General features: G+C 72.8%; 14 protein-coding genes and 1 pseudogene. 5 read left to right on the top strand and 10 right to left on the bottom strand.

Translation table 11 applies throughout. The features are described from left to right. Window positions 1-177: 177 nt before the first annotated feature. Entirely contained in the window at window positions 178-1,098 is a 921-nt protein-coding gene (locus BG452_RS12545; RefSeq protein WP_188304340.1) for a YihY/virulence factor BrkB family protein, read from the bottom strand. Between the two features lie 112 nt (window positions 1,099-1,210). Beyond that, entirely contained in the window at window positions 1,211-2,209 is a 999-nt protein-coding gene (locus BG452_RS12550) for a glycosyltransferase family 2 protein (protein WP_188304341.1), read from the bottom strand. Window positions 2,210-2,343: 134 nt separating this feature from the next. Here BG452_RS12550 and BG452_RS12555 point away from each other — a divergent pair, with 134 nt between their 5' ends. Next, window positions 2,344-5,916 carry a CDP-glycerol glycerophosphotransferase family protein gene (locus BG452_RS12555; RefSeq protein WP_188304342.1) on the top strand — a complete coding sequence of 1,191 codons (3,573 nt, stop codon included), beginning with the start codon at window positions 2,344-2,346 and terminating at the stop codon, window positions 5,914-5,916. 278 nt (window positions 5,917-6,194) lie between these two features. Beyond that, window positions 6,195-8,705 (top strand): CDP-glycerol glycerophosphotransferase family protein, encoded by a 2,511-nt coding sequence (locus BG452_RS12560; protein WP_188304343.1) that lies wholly within the window; start codon window positions 6,195-6,197, stop codon window positions 8,703-8,705. Window positions 8,706-8,723: 18 nt separating this feature from the next. Here the strand turns inward: BG452_RS12560 and BG452_RS12565 are convergent, their stop codons facing one another. The 6 genes from BG452_RS12565 to BG452_RS12590 all read right to left on the bottom strand — a co-directional run bounded on the left by BG452_RS12565 (window position 8,724) and on the right by BG452_RS12590 (window position 14,283). Beyond that, window positions 8,724-9,212: a 2'-5' RNA ligase family protein gene (locus BG452_RS12565; protein ID WP_317621009.1), complete on the bottom strand. Its 489-nt coding sequence runs from the start codon at window positions 9,210-9,212 to the stop codon at window positions 8,724-8,726. 62 nt (window positions 9,213-9,274) lie between these two features. After that, window positions 9,275-10,315, bottom strand: coding sequence for a tryptophan--tRNA ligase (trpS, locus tag BG452_RS12570; RefSeq protein ID WP_188304344.1), 1,041 nt, complete (start codon window positions 10,313-10,315; stop codon window positions 9,275-9,277). A 30-nt stretch (window positions 10,316-10,345) separates the two neighbouring features. Beyond that, window positions 10,346-11,671, bottom strand: a complete 1,326-nt coding sequence (locus BG452_RS47650; protein WP_188304345.1) for a hemolysin family protein — start codon at window positions 11,669-11,671, stop codon at window positions 10,346-10,348. Between the two features lie 109 nt (window positions 11,672-11,780). Next, the gene (locus BG452_RS12580; RefSeq protein ID WP_188304346.1) at window positions 11,781-12,773 is read right to left on the bottom strand and encodes a malate dehydrogenase; all 993 of its coding nucleotides are present in this window, start codon (window positions 12,771-12,773) and stop codon (window positions 11,781-11,783) included. A gap of 210 nt (window positions 12,774-12,983) precedes the next feature. Further along, complete coding sequence (locus BG452_RS12585; RefSeq protein ID WP_188304347.1) at window positions 12,984-13,409, bottom strand: DUF3017 domain-containing protein; 426 nt, start codon at window positions 13,407-13,409, stop codon at window positions 12,984-12,986. Window positions 13,410-13,428: 19 nt separating this feature from the next. After that, window positions 13,429-14,283 carry a bifunctional methylenetetrahydrofolate dehydrogenase/methenyltetrahydrofolate cyclohydrolase gene (locus BG452_RS12590; RefSeq protein ID WP_188304348.1) on the bottom strand — a complete coding sequence of 285 codons (855 nt, stop codon included), beginning with the start codon at window positions 14,281-14,283 and terminating at the stop codon, window positions 13,429-13,431. A 517-nt stretch (window positions 14,284-14,800) separates the two neighbouring features. Between BG452_RS12590 and BG452_RS12595 the strand changes: the two genes are divergently transcribed. Together BG452_RS12595 and BG452_RS12600 are read left to right on the top strand one after the other, a co-directional pair. Next, entirely contained in the window at window positions 14,801-15,421 is a 621-nt protein-coding gene (locus BG452_RS12595; protein ID WP_188304349.1) for a hypothetical protein, read from the top strand. Window positions 15,422-15,466: 45 nt separating this feature from the next. After that, window positions 15,467-16,084, top strand: a complete 618-nt coding sequence (locus BG452_RS12600) for a hypothetical protein (RefSeq protein ID WP_188304350.1) — start codon at window positions 15,467-15,469, stop codon at window positions 16,082-16,084. A 69-nt stretch (window positions 16,085-16,153) separates the two neighbouring features. Here the strand turns inward: BG452_RS12600 and purH are convergent, their stop codons facing one another. Next, window positions 16,154-17,758 carry a bifunctional phosphoribosylaminoimidazolecarboxamide formyltransferase/IMP cyclohydrolase gene (gene purH, locus BG452_RS12605; protein WP_188304351.1) on the bottom strand — a complete coding sequence of 535 codons (1,605 nt, stop codon included), beginning with the start codon at window positions 17,756-17,758 and terminating at the stop codon, window positions 16,154-16,156. After that, on the bottom strand, window positions 17,755-18,414 hold the full coding sequence (gene purN, locus BG452_RS12610; protein ID WP_188304352.1) for a phosphoribosylglycinamide formyltransferase: 660 nt from the start codon (window positions 18,412-18,414) through the stop codon (window positions 17,755-17,757). The genes purH and purN overlap by 4 nt, the downstream gene beginning before the upstream one ends. A 377-nt stretch (window positions 18,415-18,791) precedes the next feature. Between purN and BG452_RS12615 the strand changes: the two are divergent. Continuing rightward, window positions 18,792-18,972, top strand: a pseudogene (locus BG452_RS12615) (hypothetical protein); the annotation flags it as partial.

Here is an 18,972-nt window from a genome sequence, read left to right on the forward strand (position 1 = left end):
CTCCTCGGCCGAGGCGGCCCGGCCCGCGGCGGCGGCCGGGGACGACGGGCTCGGTCTGCGCGGCTGGTCGGCCGTGGCGGCCGTGGCGGCCGGGGTGGTGGTCGCGGCGGGTGCCGTGGTGGTCGTGCGGCGCCGGCCGGCGGACCGTCTCTGGAAGTGATCCGCGGCGGCCCGGCCTCACTTCGGGGGCCGGGCCTCGGATTCGTCGGCGGCGGCGATCAGGGCCCGGCCGTGCGCCCTGGCGCGTTCCCGGGCCTCCGCCGGGTCGGCGGTCGCCGTCCAGGCCACGCAGTACATCAGCAGCCGGCTGACGAAGTTGATCCACAGCAGCAGCGCCACCGGGGTGGCGAAGGCGCCGTACAGGCTCCGCCCGGCGACCGAGCCGAGGTAGGAGGCGAGCAGCAGCTTCAGCAGTTCGAAGCCGACCGCGCCGATCAGCGCGCCGGTGAGGAGGTCCCGGCGGTGCTGGCCGGTGATCCCGGGGAAGGGCGCCAGCAGGTAGGCGAAGAGCAGCATGTCGCACGCTATGGCGATCAGCACCCCGACCCCGGTCAGCAGGTAGCCGCTGTCGAGGCCGCTCGCGTGGGCGATCCGCCCGGCGAGCGTGGTGCCGGCGGCGGAGGCGGCCAGCGAGAACAGTGACACCAGGCCGAGGCCGCCCAGCACCACGACGTCCCGGGCCTTGCGCAGCACCGGGTTGCCCTCCTCCTCGGGCAGTTGCCAGAGGTCCCGGATCGAGGTGCGCATGGTGTCCACCCAACCGAGGCCGGAGACCAGCAGCAGGGCGCCGCTGACCAGCCCGAGGGTGCCCGCGTTGGCCACCAGGGACGGCAGGTTGAGCGCGTCCGACAGGCCCGGCAGCTGGTCGGAGATGCGGTGCTGGAGGTCGTCCACCTGACTGCCGTTCAGCGTCGCGACGGCGATCGCCAGGCCGACGGTGAGCAGCGGGAACAGGGCGAGGAAGCCGAAGAAGGTGACGGCTCCGGCCAGCCGGTTGCCACGGGCGGCGGAGAAGTACTCGTACACCCGGTACGGGCGGCTGCGCAGCACCCGGGCCACGAGCGGGCCGAGGACCGGAAGGCGGGTCAGGAAGTCCACCTGACCGGTTATACCGGTCCGTCCCCCGAATGGCCGTCAGGCGCGGGCCGGATCCCCCGGGGCGGTTCCGGCCGACGGACCCGGCCGACGGACCCGGCCGGGGCCCGCCGGCTCAGCGGTTGACGAGCCGGCGGGCCTTCGCCAGGGCGCGGACGGCCTGGTACGCGGTGTAGCGGCCCTGCCCGAGCAGTTCGGTGCGCACGCCGTCCACGCCGGCCGGCGGGCGGTAGCCGGCCGGGCGCAGCCGGGCGCAGTGCTCGGCGGCGCGGCGGAAGTACTCGCGGCGGTCGCCGGGCGGGACCCGGCCGGGCTTGGCGACCACGGTGTTGAGGTGGTGGAGCATCTTGCCGTAGACGACGGGGCGCCAGCGGTCCAGGTCGGGGCGGCGGTCGAGGAAGGCGAAGACCAGGTCGTACTGGGCGAACACGTCGAAGTGCTTGCGGCTGGCGGTGGCCAGGATGTTGCCGCCCTCCTGGCGCTGGCGGTAGTGCACGCCGACCCGGTCCAGCAGGGTCATGCTGGCGGCGGCGAGCAGCGCCGGGTAGGTCCAGGGGGTGTCCTCGTAGTAGCCCGCCGGGAACTCCAGCCGCTGCTCGGTGATGAACCCGCGGCGGTAGGCCTTGTTCCAGACGACCTGGAGCAGGTCGAGCAGGTCGGGGCGGGTGTCGAGGTCGAAGACGTCCGGGGAGGCGGCGCCGAAGACGTGTCCGGCGGCGGCCCGGGTGATCCGGCCGTCGGCGTAGGTGCGGGCGTAGTCGTAGACCAGGACGTCCGGGTCGCCGGTGGCGGCGAGGCGGTCGTCGACGGCCCGGAGCAGGCCGGGAGTGAGAGTGTCGTCACTGTCGAGGAAGACCACGTAGTCGCCGGTGGCGACCTCCAGGCCGGCGTTGCGGGCCCGGCCGAGGCCGACGTTCCGCGGCAGGTGGAGCACCCGGACCCGGGGGTCGGCGGCGGCCGCCTCGTCCAGCATGGCGCCGCAGCCGTCCGGCGAGCGGTCGTCCACCGCGATCAGTTCGAGGTCCGGTCCGTCCTGTCCGAGGACCGATGCGAGGCACTCGGCGAGGTAGTCCTGGACCTGGTACACGGGGACGATGACACTGAAGCGGGGCACGGGGCCCAGCGTAGTGGGCCCGGGGAGGACCGGGCCCCGGAGGTAGGATCGGGGCGCACGTACGCACCGATCCCTTGTGCGGCAAGGCCCCCACGGGGCTGCCACGCTCCTCCCGAGAAAGGCCTGCGTAGCCGATGGCTCCCCGCCTCTCCATCGTCGTTCCGATCTACAACGTCGAGCGTTATCTCGTCGAATGCCTCGACTCGATCGCCGCCCAGACCTTCACGGACTTCGAGTGCGTCATGGTCGACGACGGTTCCAAGGACGGCAGCGCGGCGCTCGCCGAGGCCTACGCGGCCCAGGACTCCCGGTTCCGGCTGGTCCGGCAGGTGAACAAGGGCCTGGGCGCGGCCCGCAACACCGGCATCCGGCACATCGACCCGGACTCCGAGTTCCTGTGCTTCGTCGACAGTGACGACTCGATGCCGCCGAGCGCGTACGAGCTGATGATCAACACGCTGGAGGAGACCGGCTCGGACTTCTGCACCGGCAACGTGCTGCGGTTCCGCGCGGTGGGCTACTACCAGTCCGGCGGGCACGTGAAGCCGTTCAAGGAGACCCGGCTCAAGACCCACATCACCGAGCTCCCGGCGCTGGTCACCGACCGCACCGCGTGGAACAAGGTGTACCGCCGGTCCTTCTTCGACGCCGCCGACCTGCTCTACCCCGAGGGCATCCTGTATGAGGACGCGCCGGTCAGCGTGCCGCACCACTACCTCGCCAAGAGCGTGGACGTGCTCTCCGAGCCGATCTACCACTGGCGCGAGCGCGAGGTCGGCGAGATGTCGATCACCCAGATGCGCACCAACCCCAAGGGCCTGGTCGACCGGGTCGCCTCGGTCGAGCTGGTCCGCGGCTGGCTGAAGAAGCAGACCGAGCCGCGCTTCGCCGAGTACCTGCGCTCCTACGACGAGAACACCCTCGTCGAGGAGATCCCGATGTTCTTCTGGTCCGTCGTGGACGGCGACAAGGAGTACCGGGACGCCTACGTCCAGCACGTCAGCCGGCTGCTCCGGTCGATCGGCCAGGAGCAGGTCCGCAAGCTGCGCGCGCCGCTGCGGCTGAAGTACCACCTGACCCTGCAGAACCGGATGGACGAGCTGGTCGAGCAGATCAAGTACGAGGGCGACAGCGGCGGCGGCGTGCAGGCCCGCGGCCTGCTGCGGCCGTACGCGGACTACCCGTTCCTGCGCGGCGGGCGCAAGAGCGTGCCGGCCGGCGTGCTCAAGCTGGACAACTCGCTGGTCATGCGCAGCCGGCTGTACGAGAGCGCCTGGGTCGGCGGCAAGCTGGAGCTGACCGGGCACGCCTACCCGGAGCAGCTGGGCGCGGCCAACAAGCACGACATGGTCCGCACCCTGGTGCTGCGCGAGGCCAAGGGCCGCCGGGTGATCGCGGTGCCGATGAAGACCCAGTACAGCCCCGAGGCCACCGCGAGCTGCAACCACGATCTGTACAGCTGCGACTGGTCCGGCTTCACCGTCGCCCTGGACCCGAAGAAGCTGAAGCACCGCGGCCAGTGGAAGGACGGCCACTGGCGCGTGCTGGTGGCCGGTGCGGGCAAGGGCGGCATCTACAAGGGCCGGATCTCGGCGGGCTGGAGCGACACCGCCGAGTCGATCCCGCCGCACTGGGTCGAGCCCGACGTGCGGATCGTGCCGTGGGTCCGGGACAACTTCGTCTACCTCCAGGTGGAGACCGTCAAGGCCCGGGTGACCGGTCTGGCCGCGCACGACGGCCGGATCGAGGTCTCCGGTGCGGCCCGCTCCGGGGCGAGCTTCGCCGGGGCCCGGCTGCGGCTCACCCACGTCGAGTCGGACCGCGAGCTGACCTTCCCGGTGGAGCTGGGTTCGCCGGTCGGCACCCTGCAGCCGTTCGCCTCCGGCGTCGAGGTGGCCGAACTGACCGCCGTCCGCGAGGCCTGGGCCGAGCTGGACCCGGTGGCCGCCGAGCGCGTGCGCGACCGCTGGGACAGCGCGCTGCTGCTGGCCGACGGCGGCGTCCTGCCGCTGGTCTGGGACGACCGCAACGCCCCCGAGCAGCTGCACCTGCCGCTGGACCCGCAGGCGCCGGTCGAGCAGCGCCGGGCGATCTACACCAAGCCCTCCCCGAGCGGGCACCTGCAGTTCTCCGACCAGCTGCTGCAGCCGGTGGTGGACGAGGTGTCCCCGCGCGGCGCCGACGGCTTCCTGCTGAGCGGCTCGTTCCCGCTGCCCGGCGCGCACCGCTGGGAGCTGGTGGTCCGGCACCACTGGCGCGAGGAGGAGCACGTCTACCCGGTGGAGATCTCGGACGGCCGGTTCCGCACCGCGCTGCCCGCCGTGCCGACCGCCTCCTTCGCCGGGCAGGTCCCGCTCGCCCAGGGCACCTGGCGGGTCTTCTTCCGTCCGGTCGGCGTGTCGGCCGGCGACCTGCCGAACGGCTACGCGCAGATCGCCCCGGACTGCTTCACCTCGCTGCCGGTGGAGGTGGAGTCCCGCGGCAAGCGGATCGCGCTGGAGCGCCGCATGCACGACTGCCTGTCGCTGGAGTCGCACGCGGCCCTGCTGCCCGAGGAGCGGTCCGGCTTCCGCCAGCGCCAGATCCGCAGCATCGACTACCCGGCCGCCCGCCGGCTGCCGGTGCGCGACACCGTGCTGTACAACGCCGGGAACAACGGCGTCTACGCCGACTCCCCGAAGGCGATCCACGAGGAGCTGGTCCGCCGCGGCCTGCCGCTGGAGCACCTGTGGGGCAACGAGGACCTGCAGGCCGACCTGCCGCGCACCGCGCGGGCGCTCCGCCAGTGGAGCCCGGAGTGGTTCGAGGCGCTGGCGACCGCCAAGTACATCGTCACCAGCACCCACCTGCCCGACTTCTTCGTCCGCCGCCCCGGCCAGGTGGTCGTGCAGACCTGGCAGGGCAGCCCGCTGAAGCAGGTCGGCTTCGACTTCGAGAAGGTCTGGTTCACCGACTCCCGGTACCTCAAGAGCCTGGCCCGCGAAGTCCCGAACTGGAGCCTGCTGGTGGCCGGCAACAGCTGGTCGGCCCCGGTGCTGCGGCGCGCCTTCGACTACCAGGGCGAGATCCTGGAGAGCGGTTCGCCCCGGAACGACCTGCTCTTCGCGGCCGACCGGGAGAAGACCGCCGAACAGGTCCGCGAGCGGCTCGGCCTGCCCGAGGGCAAGAAGGTCGTGCTGTACGCGCCGACCTGGCGCGAGGACCGGCGCCGGCCGAACGGCGGCTACCAGATCGACCTGCGGATCGACCTGGAGGCGGCCAAGGCCGCGCTCGGCGACGACCAGGTGCTGCTGGTGCGCCGGCACAGCCTGATGTGCGGCCAGATCCCCGGCGCCGGCAACGGCTACGTCTGGGACGTCGGCACCTACCCCGACATGGCGGAGCTGCTGCTGATCGCCGACGTGCTGGTCACCGACTACTCGTCGAGCCTCTTCGACTTCGCCGACACCGGCAAGCCGATGCTCTTCTTCACCCACGACCTGGAGCACTACCGCGACAACCTCCGCGGCTTCAGCCTGAACTTCGAGGCCGAGGCCCCGGGCCCGCTGCTGGCCACCTCCGCGGAACTGGTCGACGCGCTCGGCCGGGTGGACGAGGTCGCCGCCGAGTACGCGGACAAGGCGGCCGCGTTCCGCGAGGCGTACTGCGACCTGGACGACGGGAAGGCCTCCGCCCGGGTGGTCGACGCGATGCTCCGCAAGGAGTAGTCACCGGCACGCCGTCGAGGCGCCCGGCGCGATCCGCGCCGGGCGCCTCCGTGCTCTCTGGGAATTTCCCGGGAACTGCCCGCGCTTTACGTCCAGTTTGCCTTCGAACTGGTGTTTAGTCGGCGAATTTCAAAGGAAATTCTGCGAACCGCGGAGTTGACCCGAGATGCCTTCCAGGTATGGGATAACAATTCGGCACCGGTCCGGTCGGCACCGGCACGGCGGCCGTCCCGGCCGCCACCGAAGCCGGGATCCCGTCCCCCGAAGGGTCCCGCACCATGCCTGCGCTCACCCGGTTAGTCCAGCCGCACGCCGCCCCGCGGGTGCGCGCGGGCCGGCCCGCCGTCGACGACGACGTGGAGTTCGGGCTGCTGCGGGCCCGCTGGCACGGCCGCGGACTGGAGCTCACCGGCTTCGCCCGCCCGCTGAACCTGGACACCGGCCGCCCCGGCTCGGCCTGGACCTGGCTGACCCTGCGGCACGAGAACGGGACGGTACCGCCGCTGCACCTGCGCTCCCGGCCCCGCCGGCTGCCCGAGGTCACCGACGACAGCGCCCAGCCCGACCACAACCACGACTGGTCCGGCTTCACCGCCCTGGTGGAACCCTCCCGGCTGCGCCAGGACGACCGCTGGCAGCTCGGCGACTGGCAGATCGAGACCACCCTCTTCACCCGCCCCCGCCCCACCCGGCTGCGCCGCCAGTACGGCGCCCTCGCCCCCCACTGGTGCGGCTCCGGCGAATACCCGCCCGCCCGCTGGGTGGACCGCGACGTACGCCTCCAGCCCCGCTTCGAGGACGGCCGGCTGCAGTTGCGGCTGGAACGCCCCGGCGTCCGGCTCGACCACGCCGGGCCCACCGCCGACGGCCTCCGGCTGGCCGGCACCGCCGACCACTGCCCCGGCGGCACCTTACTGCGGCTGCGGCACCGGCAGAGCGACGCGGTGGTCCACCAGCCGCTCACCCGCACCGGCAACACCTTCGCCGTCGACCTGCCGTACCGGCCGTTCACCGCCGACGGGCGCGGCCGCGGCGAACTGGAGCACTGGGACGCCGAACTGCTGCGCCCCGACGGCGGCACCGAACAGCTCTGCCTGGACGAGCGCGGCGGCCCGGTGGCCCACCAGTACCCGCTGCCGGACGCCCCGGACCGGGTGCTCTACCTCAAGCACCTCGCCGACGGCCGGCTCCAGGTCTGCGTCCAGCCCGCAGCCGGGGTGGTCGACCGGGTCGCCGTCCACTTCGGCGGCTTCGAACTGTCCGGCCACTGCCCGGACCCGGCCGCCGACCGGCTGGAGCTGGTCCTGCGGCACGGCGGCACCGCCGGAGAGGTCCGCACCCCGGTCGAGCCCGAGCCGGACGGCCGTTTCCGGGTCCGGGTGCCCGCCACCCGCACCAGCTCGGACGGCGCCGTGCTGCCGCTGCGCAAGGGCGTCTGGGAGGCCGCCCTGGAACCCGCCGACGGCTCCGGACCGGCCCGGCCGCTGCTCGCCGCCGCGCCCGTCCTGCCCGCGCTGCCCGTCGCCACGACCACCGGCGGCAAGGACGTCCTGCTGCAACGCCGCTGGCACGACACCCTGCTGGTGGACTCCACCCCGGTGCTCGACGCCACCGAGCGCAGCGCCTGGACCCAGGCCCGGCTGCGCACCGAGCACTACCCGGCCGCCCGCCGCGAGCCGCTGCGCGAGGCGGTGCTGTACGACGTCTTCGGCGGCCGCGGCTACGCCGACTCCCCGCGCGCGGTGCACGCCGAACTCGTCCGCCGCGGCGAGCCGTTGGAGCACCTGTGGGTGGTCGACGACGGCCAGGCCGAGCTGCCGCCCGGGGTCGTCCCGCTCCGGATCTGGAGCCCGCAGTGGTACCGCGCGCTGGCCACCTGCCGGTACCTGGTCGGCAACACCCACTACCCGGACTTCCTGGAGCGCCGCCAGGGCCAGGTCGTGGTGCAGACCTGGCACGGCTCGCTGCTCAAGCGGATCGCCCACGACGTCGACAACCCCTGGCTCGCCGACCACGGCTACCTGGAGGCGCTCGACCGGGAGACCCCGCAGTGGAGCCTGCTGCTCTCCCCCAGCCCCTTCGCCACCCCGATCCTGCGGCGCGCCTTCCGCTACGACGGCGAGATCCTGGAGTCCGGCTATCCGCGCGGCGACGTGCTGGCCCGGCCCGAACCGCGGACCGCCGCAGCCGTCCGCCGACGGCTCGGCATCCCCGAGGGCAAGCGGGTCGTGCTGTACGCGCCGACCTGGCGCGAGGACCAGCTGCGCGGCGACGGCGAGGGCTTCCGGCTCGACCTGCGGCTGGACCTCGACCACGCCCGCCGGCTGCTCGGCGAGGACCACGTGCTGCTGGTCCGCCCGCACTCGCACGTGCGCGACCCGCTGCCGGGCTCCGGCGACGGCTTCCTGTTCGACTGCGGGGACTTCCCCGACCCGCAGGAACTGCTGCTGATCGCGGACGTCCTGGTGACGGACTACTCGTCGATCATGTTCGACTTCGCGATCACCGGCCGCCCGGTCTACTTCTTCACCTACGACCTGGAGCACTACCGCGACACCCTGCGCGGCTTCTACTTCGACTTCGAGCGGGACGCCCCCGGCCCGCTGGTGCCGGACTCGGCCGAACTGCTCGGCGCGCTGCGCGAACTCGCCGACAGCGGGGCGGAGCTGCCGCCCGGCCACGCCGAGCGCTACCGGCGCTTCCGGGCCGAGCACTGCGCCCTGGACGACGGCGGCGCGGCCCGGCGGGTGGTCGACCGGATGCTCGAACTCGGCCGCACCGCACGGTAGTTCAGGAGCTGCGCCGATTCAGCAGAACCGGTAGTCCCGCCAGGGCCGCCAGACCTCGTCCACGTCGAACCGGGAGAGCGAGAAGCCCGGCACCAGGAAGGACGCCCGGAACCCGCGCGCCTGCTCGTACGCCTGGTCCAGCACGTCGTCCGGCAGGCCGTGGGCGACCGTCACGTGCGGGTGGTACGGAAAGGCCAGCTCACGGGCCAGCGGACCGGAGCGGACGTCCGCCTCCAGCAGCCGGCACTCCTGCGCGCCCTCCTCGACCCGGACGAACACCACCGGGGAGACCGGGCGGAACGTGCCGCCACCGCGCAGCAGCATCCGGAACGGCCGGTGCGCGGCGGCCACCGACGCCAGGTGCTCCTCGATCTTCGGCAGCGCCTCGGCCGGCACCTCGGTGGGCGGCAGCAGGGTGACGTGCGTCGGTATCGAGCGGGCCTGCGGGTCCCCGTGGGCGGCCCGGGCGTCCTGGATCCGCGCGCCGTGCGGGTCCGGAACGCTCACGGACACGCCGATGGTGACGACTTCCGGGAGGTCGTCACCATCGGGCAGGTGTGTGAGCGGAGTCACCGCTTGGCGGCCGGCAGGAAGCCGATCCGGTCGTACACGGTCGCCAGCGTCTCGGAGGCCACCGCGCGGGCCTTCTCGGCGCCGATCGCCAGCACCCGGTCCAGCTCGGCCGGGTCGTCCAGGAAGGTGCTGGTGCGCTCCTGGAAGGGGGTGACCCACTCGGTGTACAGCTCGGCCAGCTCGGTCTTCAGGGCGCCGTACATCTTGCCCTCGAAGTGCGCGACCAACTGCTCGACCGACTGGCCGCTGAGCGCGGAGTGGATCCGCAGCAGGTTGGAGACGCCCGGCTTCTGCTCCTCGTCGTACGAGACCACGGTGCCGGTGTCGGTGACGGCGCTCTTGAACTTCTTGGCGCTGGCCTTGGCGTCGTCCAGCAGGCTGACCAGGCCCTTGGCCGAGGAGGCCGACTTGCTCATCTTGATGCCCGGGTCCTGGAGGTCCATGATCTTCGCCGTCTCCTTGAGGATGTACGGCTTCGGGATCGTGAACACCGGCGCGTAGCGCGAGTTGAAGCGCTCCGCGATGTCACGGGTGATCTCCACGTGCTGGCGCTGGTCCTCGCCGACCGGGACGGCGTCCGCCTGGTAGAGCAGGATGTCCGCGATCTGCAGGATCGGGTAGGTGAACAGGCCGACGGTGGTGCTGTCGGCGCCGTACCGGGAGGACTTGTCCTTGAACTGGGTCATCCGGGAGGCCTCGCCGAAGCCGGTGAGGCAGTTCATCACCCAGGCGAGCTGCGCGTGCTCGGGCACGTGCGACTGGACGAACAGGGTGCAGTGCTCCGGCTCCAGGCCGGCACCGAGCAGCTGGGCCGCGGAGACCCGGGTGTTCTGGCGCAGGGTCACCGGGTCCTGCGGCACGGTGATCGCGTGCAGGTCGACGACCATGTAGAAGGCGTCGTTCTCCTTCTGCAGGTCGACCCACTGGCGCACGGCGCCCAGGTAGTTGCCGAGGTGGAACGAGCCGGAGGTGGGCTGGATGCCGGAGAGCACCCGGGGACGGTCCTTGACCGGACCAGTGACCGCTGCGTTGACCATGCGGGCCATTCTTCCAGTTCCCCCGGTCGCTCAGGAAACCTCCGTCCCAGGAGGCTCCTCCGGTGTGACCGCACTCACCCTCACCCGGGCGATCCGCCGGCCCTCCACCTTGGCCACCGTCAGCAGCACCTCCCCGCCGCCCTCGACCGGGACGCGGGCCTGGTCGCCGTCCCGGGGCAGCCGGCCGAGCGAGGCGACCAGGCAGCCGGCCACCGTCTCGTACGGGCCCTCGGGCAGGGTGACGCCGGTCTCCTCCTCGAAGTCGCCGAGGTTCAGCAGGCCGTCCAGTTCCGTGCCGCCGCCGGCCAGCCGGCGGGTGGGGGCGGCCTCCGGCCGGTCGTACTCGTCCCGGATCTCGCCGACCACCTCCTCGACCAGGTCCTCCAGGGTGACGATGCCGGCCGTACCGCCGTACTCGTCCACCACGATGGCCAGGTGGTGGCCCTCCCGGCGCATCTCGCCCATCGCCTCCAGCACCCGCTTGGTGCCGGGCAGCAGCTTGACCGGGCGGGCCAGGTCGCGGACCTTGACGGCCTGCTCGCCGCGGGCGCCGTACAGGTCCCGGACGTGGACGAAGCCGACCACCGCGTCGGCGCTGCCCTCGACCACCGGGTAGCGCGAGTGCGGGGAGGTCTCGGCCTGGTGGCGTACGGCGGCCAGCGGGCGCTCGGCGTCCAGGAAGGTCACCTCGGTGCGCGGGACCATCACCTCGCGCAGCTGGCGCTCCCCGGCGGCGAACACGTCCGCGATCAACGCCCGCTCGTCGCTGCCCAGTTCGGTGTTGGAGGCGACCAGTCCGCGCAGTTCCTCGGAGCTCATCGAGCCGCGCCCGGCCGCCGGGTCGCCGCCGAACAGCCGGACCATCAGGTTGGTGGAGTGGCCGAGCAGCCAGATCACCGGGCGCAGCGCCACCGACATCACGTCCACCACCGGCGCGGCGGCCACCGCGATGGACTCGGCGCGCTGCAGGCCGATCCGCTTGGGGGTGAGCTCGCCGAGCACCAGCGAGACGTAGCTGATCACCAGGGTGAGGCCGACCAGCGCGAGCGCGTCCGCCACCCCCTGGGACAGCCCGGCCTGGACGAACAGCGGGGCCACCTTGCCCGCCAGGGTGTCCGCGCCGAACGCGGCGGACAGGAAGCCCATGCAGGTCACGCCGACCTGGACGGCGGCCAGGAAGCGGTTGGGGTCCGCCGCCAGGTGCGCGGCCCGGTCCGAGCGACGGGTGCCGCGCGCCTCCAGCGCCCGGATCTGGCCCTCGCGCAGCGAGATCAGCGAGATCTCGGCGACGTTGAACAGCCCGCCCAGCAGGATGAAGACGAGGACGAGCGCGGCGTCCCCGAGGGTTTCGTTCACAGCGGGCCAGTGTAGGCGGCGCGGACGGACGGCCCCGGGATGCGGCGGCGGCCCGCCGCCTCCCGGGAGCGGGAGGGGGCGGGCCGTCGGGAAGGCCGTGCGGCGGGGCTCAGATGAGGCCCAGCTCCTGGACCGCGTCGCGCTCCTCGGTCAGCTCCTTGACCGAGGCGTCGATGCGGGCGCGGGAGAAGTCGGAGATCTCCAGGCCCTGGACGATCTCGAACTTGCCGTCCTTGGTGGTGACCGGGAAGGAGGAGATCAGGCCGGCCGGGACGCCGTAGGAGCCGTCGGAGACGACACCCATGGAGGTCCAGTCGCCCTCGGCGGTGCCGTTGACCCAGGTGTGCACGTGGTCGATGGCGGCGTTGGCGGCCGAGGCGGCCGAGGAGGCACCGCGGGCGTCGATGATGGCCGCGCCGCGCTTGGCGACGGTCGGGATGAAGTCGTTCTCCAGCCAGGCCTGGTCGCTGCCGACGGCCTCGAAGGCCGGCTTGCCGGCGATCTCGGCCTGGAAGATGTCCGGGTACTGGGTCGCGGAGTGGTTGCCCCAGATGGTGACGCGCTTGATGTCGGAGACCAGGGCGCCGGTCTTGCCGGACAGCTGGCCGACCGCGCGGTTGTGGTCCAGGCGGGTCATCGCGGTGAAGCGCTCGGCCGGGACGTCCGGGGCGTTGCGCTGGGCGATCAGGGCGTTGGTGTTGGCCGGGTTGCCGACGACCAGGACCTTGATGTCGTCCGCGGCGTGGCCGTTGATGGCCTTGCCCTGCGGGCCGAAGATGCCGCCGTTGGCCGACAGCAGGTCGCCGCGCTCCATGCCGGCGGTACGCGGACGGGCGCCGACCAGCAGCGCGACGTTGGCGCCGTCGAAGGCCTCGTTCGGCTGGTCGGTGATCGTGATGTCGCGCAGCAGCGGGAAGGCGCAGTCGACGAGCTCCATGGCGGTGCCCTCGGCGGCCTTGAGGCCCTGCGGGATCTCCAGGAGGCGCAGGTTCACCGGCACGTCGGCACCGAGCAGGTGGCCCGAGGCGATGCGGAAGAGCAGCGCGTAGCCGATCTGGCCGGCCGCTCCGGTGATGGTGACGTTGACGGGGGTGCGGGTCATTTCTACCTTCTCCAGCAAATCGCCAGGTGCCCCAGGCACACCGGCGCACTGGAGCCGAGGATGATCTCTCGACATCGAGAGACCGGCGTCAGGTTATCGCAAAGGGAAGCGTACGCCGCGTGCGCGGACGTGGCTGATGCGTCACAGACATACCGCGGCCCCGCCCGGGATTCCCGGACGGGGCCGCGGTGAACGGGGCGGAGCGGCGGCTCAGTGCTTGGGCCGGCCGATCAGGTGCCCGATGTTGTCCAGCAGCGGGAACTCCAGCCACGGGTTCGGCTGCGCGACCAAGGTCAGCAGCACGATCGAGGCGCCCAGGAAGGCCAGCACGATCACGTCGGTGAAGCGGCTGCGGACGGCCAGCATCCCGACCTCCGGCAGCACCAGCCGCAGCACCGCGCCGAGCAGCACCCCGGTGCCGAGGATCAGCAGCCCGTACTTGAAGCCGTCCTTGAAGTCGGCGAACCAGGTGACCGCGAGGCCGGCGCCGACCACCGACAGGACCAGGGTTATCGGCCACTGCCGGACCGGCAGGGCGTGGTCGCGTCCGAGGGCCGGGGCGGCCCCCTCGGGCGGCAGGGTGCCGGTGGTCTTGACCGGCCTCCGCCGGGGCCGCGCCGGTCGCGGTTCAGTCATGCTCGCCGTCCCTCGGGGGTCAGACGCCGGCGCGGCGCTCGGCCGCCTCGACGATGTTGTTGAGCAGCATCGCGCGGGTCATCGGGCCCACGCCGCCGGGGTTCGGGGAGATCCAACCGGCCACCTCGGCCACGCCCGGGTGCACGTCGCCGACGATCTTGCCCTCGCTGCGGCTGACACCGACGTCCAGCACCGCGGCGCCCGGCTTGACGTCCTCCGGCTTGACCAGGTGCGGGACGCCCGCGGCGGCCACGATGATGTCGGCCTTGCGCAGGTGCGCGGCGAGGTCCCGGGTGCCGGTGTGGCACAGGGTGACGGTGGCGTTCTCGCTGCGGCGGGTCAGCAGCAGGCCGATCGAGCGGCCGACGGTGACGCCGCGGCCGACCACGACCACCTCGGCGCCGTCGATCGCGACCTGGTGCCGGCGCAGCAGCTCGACGATGCCCAGCGGGGTGCACGGCAGCGGGCCCTCGATGCCCAGCGCGAGGCGGCCGAGCGAGGTCGGGTGCAGGCCGTCGGCGTCCTTGTCCGGGTCCATCAGCTCCAGGACGGGGTTCTGGTCCAGGCCCTTGGGCAGCGGCAGCTGGACGATGTAGCCGGTGCAGGTCGGATCGGCGTTCAGCTCGCGGACGACGTTCTCGACGTCCTCCTGGGTGGCGGTCGCGGGCAGCTCGCGCTGGATCGAGGCGATGCCGACCTCGGCGCAGTCCTTGTGCTTCCCGTTGACGTACCAGCGGCTGCCCGGGTCGTCGCCGACCAGGACGGTGCCGAGGCCGGGCGTGACGCCCTTCGCCTTGAGGACCGCCACGCGGGCGGCGAGTTCGGACTTGATCGCGGCGGCGGTGGCCTTGCCATCGAGAATCTGGGCAGTCATGACCCCATTCTCCCGGATCGCGGCCGCCCCCCGTACCGGGGCCGGTCAGGCGGCTCAGGACGCCGGGGCCCCGACCGGTCCCACCACCGGTGGGGCGACCGGACGGGTACGGAAGGTCCGCACCACGTTGCGGTTGCGCCACAGTCTTGACCTTGCGCCCGCAACCGGCTGGACAGCGCGCTGCCGTCCGGTTGACGATAAGCGGGCATTCCCTGCCGCGACCCGGCCCGGTGACGGGCCGACGGATCCCGCGGCGGGGCGTACCCGGGGGAAAGAGCCAGTGATCCGACCACAGCACACCGACCAGCCCGACCGCCACGGCGCCCTCACCCCGCCGTGTCCGTCCCGGCGTCCGATCACCCGCTCCTCCCAGCACTGAGCCGGCGCGCCCGTCACCGCCGCCGGGCTGTCACCGCGCTCCGCTAGCGTCCCGTTCCGTCGACGATCCGACTCGCCGGCCGCAGCCGGGTCCTCCGCCGTCCCGTCCCCGCGTCCCCGTAACCGCCCGGAGGCATCCATGAGTTACCCGCCCGACCCGAACAACCCGTACGGCCAGCAGCCGCCCGCGCCGTCCTACGGCTACCCCCAGCAGCCCCCGCAGGCCGCGCCGGGCTACGGCTACCCGCAGCAGGCCCCGCCGACCGTGCCGGGCTACGGCTACGCGCCGGCCGTGCCGCAGACCATGCCGGGCCTGGTGACGACCGCCCGGGTGCTGCTGTTCATCGTGGGCGGTGTGCAGGCGATCCTCGCGATCGTCTACCTGCTCATCGGGGCCGCCGCCAAGGACGTCACCAGCACCGCCGCCAAGGCCTCCAGCAGCGACGACCCGTTCACCGCGATCGGCGACGCCGCCGCCGGCGTCCTGATCGTCGTCGCGGTCCTGTTCGGGCTGTTCGCCGCGCTCTCGATCACGCTCGGCGCCAAGTTCGGCAAGGGCGGCAACAACGTCCGGATCACCACCATCGTGTACGGCTCGCTCGGCGGCCTGGTCGGCCTGCTGATCCTGCTGGGCGCCGTCACCGCGGGCACCGCCATGGGTTTCGTGATGGCCGGCCTGTGGCTGGCGATCAGCATCATCTGGATCACCGCCATGTGCGTCCAGGACGGCGTCAACTGGTTCAACCGGCCGCGTTACTGATGCCGCGTCCCGGCCCCGCATCCCCGTAACCGCCCGGAGGCACCCATGAGTTACCCGCCCGACCCGAACAACCCGTACGGCCAGCAGCCGCCCGCACCCGGGTACGGCTACCCCCAGCAGCCCCCGCAGGCCGCGCCGGGCTACGGCTACCCGCAGCCGGCCCCCTCGCCCTACGGCTACGCGCCGGCCGCGCCGCAGACCATGCCGGGCCTGGTGCTGACCGCCCGGGTGCTGCTGTTCGTCGTCGGCGGCGTCCAGGTCATCCTCACGGGCATCCTGCTGCTCGCGGCCGCCGGCGCCAAGAAGGTCGCCAACGAGCACACCACGAGCAGTGACACGGCGGTCTTCGGCAACGCCGCGGCGAGCGTGCTGATGGTCGTCGGGGTCGTCTACCTCCTCGCCGCGGTGCTCTCCCTCACGCTGGGGGCCAAGTTCGGCAAGGGCGGCAACGCCACCCGGATCACCACCATCGTGTACGGCTCGATCGCCACGCTGCTCGGCATCGCGGTGCTGATCAGCGGGATCACCGGGGCCTCCACGATGGGCGCGGGCGCCGGGTTCGGCGTGGTCGTCGGCGCGCTGTGGATCGCGATCTCCATCATCTGGGTGGTCGCCATGTGCACCCGGGACGGCGTCAACTGGTTCAACCGGCCGCGCTACTGACCGGACGGCACGGCCACGACGAAGCGGCCCGGCTCCCTCCTCGGAGGGGGCCGGGCCGCTTCGTGCCACTCAGTGGAAGAAGTGCCGCGCGCCGGTGAAGTACATCGTCACGCCCGCCTGCTGGGCGGCCTCGACGACCTGCTCGTCGCGGATCGAACCGCCGGGCTGGACGATCGCCTTCACGCCGGCGGCGATCAGGATCTCCGGGCCGTCCGGGAACGGGAAGAAGGCGTCCGAGGCGGCGTACGAGCCCTTGGCCCGCTCGCCGGCCCGCTCGACCGCGAGCTTGCAGGAGTCGACCCGGTTGACCTGGCCCATGCCGACGCCGACCGAGGCGCCGTCCTTGGCCAGCAGGATCGCGTTGGACTTGACGGCCCGGCAGGCCCGCCAGGCGAAGGCCAGCTCGGCCAGCTCGGCCTCGGAGAGCGCCTCACCGGTGGCCAGCGTCCAGTTCGCCGGGTCGTCGCCCTCGGCCTGCACCCGGTCCGCGTCCTGGAGCAGCACGCCGCCGGAGATCGGGCGGACCTCCTGGCGGTTGGCCGGGGCGCCGGGGGCGACCAGCACCCGCAGGTTCTTCTTGCGGGCCAGCACCTCGACCGCGCCGTCCTCGTAGGCCGGGGCCACGACGACCTCGGTGAAGATCGGGGCGATCTGCTCGGCCAGCTCGACGGTGACCGGGCGGTTGACCGCGATCACGCCGCCGTACGCGGAGACCGGGTCGCACTCGTGCGCCTTGCGGTGCGCCTCGACGACGTCGGCGGCGGTGGCGATGCCGCACGGGTTCGCGTGCTTGATGATCGCGACGGCCGGCTCGGCGTGGTCGTACGCGGCGCGGCGGGCGGCGTCGGTGTCGACGTAGTTGTTGTACGACATCTCCTTGCCGTGCAGCTGCTCGGCGCCGGCCAGGCCGCCGCCCGCGGCGAAGCCGCTGCTCAGCCCGGTGCCGCTGTACAGCGCGGCGCCCTGGTGCGGGTTCTCGCCGTAGCGCAGCACGTTCTGCCGCTCCCAGGTGGCGCCCAGGAACTCGGGGAACCGCTCGTCGCTGGGGGCGTAGCCGGCCTCGAACCAGGAGGCGACGGCCACGTCGTAGGCGGCGGTGTGGGCGAACGCGGCACCGGCCAGGCGCTTGCGGGTGGCCAGGTCGAAGCCGCCCTCGCGGACGGCCGTCAGCACGTCGGCGTAGCGGGCCGGGTCGACCACGACGGCCACCGAGGGGTGGTTCTTGGCGGCGGCGCGGACCATGCTCGGGCCGCCGATGTCGATCTGCTCGACGCACTCGTCCGGGGTGGCGCCCGAGGCGACGGTGGCCTTGAACGGGTAGAGGTTCACCACGACCAGGTCGAAGGGCTCGACGCCGAGCTCGGCCAGCTGGGCGCGGTGCGACTCCAGGCGCAGGTCGGCGAGCACGCCGGCGTGCACCCGGGGGTGCAGCGTCTTCACGCGGCCGTCCAGGCACTCCGGGAAACCGGTCAGCTCGGAGACCTCGGTCACCGGGACCCCGGCGGCGGCGATCCGGCCCGCGGTGGAGCCGGTGGAGACGATGGCGACCCCGGCGGCGTGCAGGCCCTGGGCCAGCTCCTCCAGACCGGTCTTGTCGTACACGCTGATCAGCGCGCGACGGATCGGACGGATGTTCTCCGAAACGGGGGGCGGCGTGGTGGAGCTGGCAGTCATGCCGGGATCCATACCTTTCGGTCCTCGATGCGGTGACCTTCGCGGGCCAGCCGGCCCACGATGTCGACGAGCAGCTTGCGCTCGACAGTCTTGATGCGCTCGTGCAGCGCGTCGCCGCCATCGGCGTGGTCGGCGTCGACGACCTCGACGACACCCTGCGCGATGATCGGCCCGGTGTCCACACCGGCGTCGACCAGGTGGACGGTGCAGCCGGTGACCTTCACCCCGTACGCGAGCGCGTCGGTGACGCCGTGGGCGCCGGGGAAGGCGGGCAGCAGTGCGGGATGGGTGTTGACGATCCGTCCGGCGAAGGCCGCGATGAACCCGGGGCCGAGGATCTTCATGAAGCCGGCCGTCACCACCAGGTCGGGCTGGTGGGCGGCGACGGAGGCGGTCAGCGCGCGGTCCCAGTCGGCGCGGTCCGCGAAGTCCTTCACCCGGTGGACGAAGGTCGGCAGGCCCGCCCGCTCGGCGCGCTCCAGGCCGGCGATCCCGTCCCGGTCCGCGCCCACGGCCACGATCTCGGCGCCGTAGGCCGGGTCGGCGACGGCGTCGATCAGCGCCTGGAGGTTGGTACCGGAGCCGGAGACCAGCACCAGGAGGCGGGCCGGTCCGGGCGTACGGGGCGGGAAGAGCTGAGCGGGGGCGGCGGCCACTGCGCGATTCTCCGTAGGTCGGGCGCCGCCCGCTGGTACGTCCACCGACGGTGGGGCCACTACGAACGGCAGGTCGAGCGAGGGGGAACACCAGGAGAACCCGCCGCGACGCGGGCCCCGGGAACCGATGTGAGCTGCTGACCGTCACCACGATAACGGCTGGTCGGAGGGCCCCGGCACCCTCCCTGCGGCGCTACGCGCGTAGTTGAGACGGGGATCTCCTCGGGCCCGCCGTACCGGAGTTCGCCCGCGGCCCGCACCGGTACGGCAGGCCCCCGCCGGGCTCTCGAACGCTTGCGGGATCATTGGGGACGGGGAAGACCGCTCCCGGGCGGATCCCCCGCACGCGCCCCGACCGAGAAGGAACGGCTGAACCCATGAGCAGCGGCGACGACACCGACGAGCGCAACCCCTTCGCGCCGCCGCCCGCGGACGCCCCGGACCAGCCGTGGCACCCCCGCAACCCCTGGCCCGGCCAGGGTCCGGACGGCGACCGCGGCCAGCACGGCGGCCAGGGCGGCGACCAGCCCGGCGACCGCCCGCCGCTCCCGCCGCAGT

The sequence above is a fragment of the Streptomyces sp. CBMA123 genome, assembly GCF_014596465.1.
Taxonomy (GTDB): domain Bacteria; phylum Actinomycetota; class Actinomycetes; order Streptomycetales; family Streptomycetaceae; genus Kitasatospora.

What these genes read in the sequence shown, in the direction of transcription:
- BG452_RS12595 (WP_188304349.1), top strand. Translation starts at nt 14,801, where the DNA reads ATGAGTTACCCGCCCGACCCGAACAACCCGTACGGCCAGCAGCCGCCC.
- BG452_RS12585 (WP_188304347.1), bottom strand. Translation starts at nt 13,409, where the DNA reads ATGACTGAACCGCGACCGGCGCGGCCCCGGCGGAGGCCGGTCAAGACC.
- BG452_RS12590 (WP_188304348.1), bottom strand. Translation starts at nt 14,283, where the DNA reads ATGACTGCCCAGATTCTCGATGGCAAGGCCACCGCCGCCGCGATCAAG.
- purH (WP_188304351.1), bottom strand. Translation starts at nt 17,758, where the DNA reads ATGACTGCCAGCTCCACCACGCCGCCCCCCGTTTCGGAGAACATCCGT.
- BG452_RS12560 (WP_188304343.1), top strand. Translation starts at nt 6,195, where the DNA reads ATGCCTGCGCTCACCCGGTTAGTCCAGCCGCACGCCGCCCCGCGGGTG.
- BG452_RS12600 (WP_188304350.1), top strand. Translation starts at nt 15,467, where the DNA reads ATGAGTTACCCGCCCGACCCGAACAACCCGTACGGCCAGCAGCCGCCC.
- trpS (WP_188304344.1), bottom strand. Translation starts at nt 10,315, where the DNA reads ATGGTCAACGCAGCGGTCACTGGTCCGGTCAAGGACCGTCCCCGGGTG.
- BG452_RS12555 (WP_188304342.1), top strand. Translation starts at nt 2,344, where the DNA reads ATGGCTCCCCGCCTCTCCATCGTCGTTCCGATCTACAACGTCGAGCGT.
- BG452_RS12580 (WP_188304346.1), bottom strand. Translation starts at nt 12,773, where the DNA reads ATGACCCGCACCCCCGTCAACGTCACCATCACCGGAGCGGCCGGCCAG.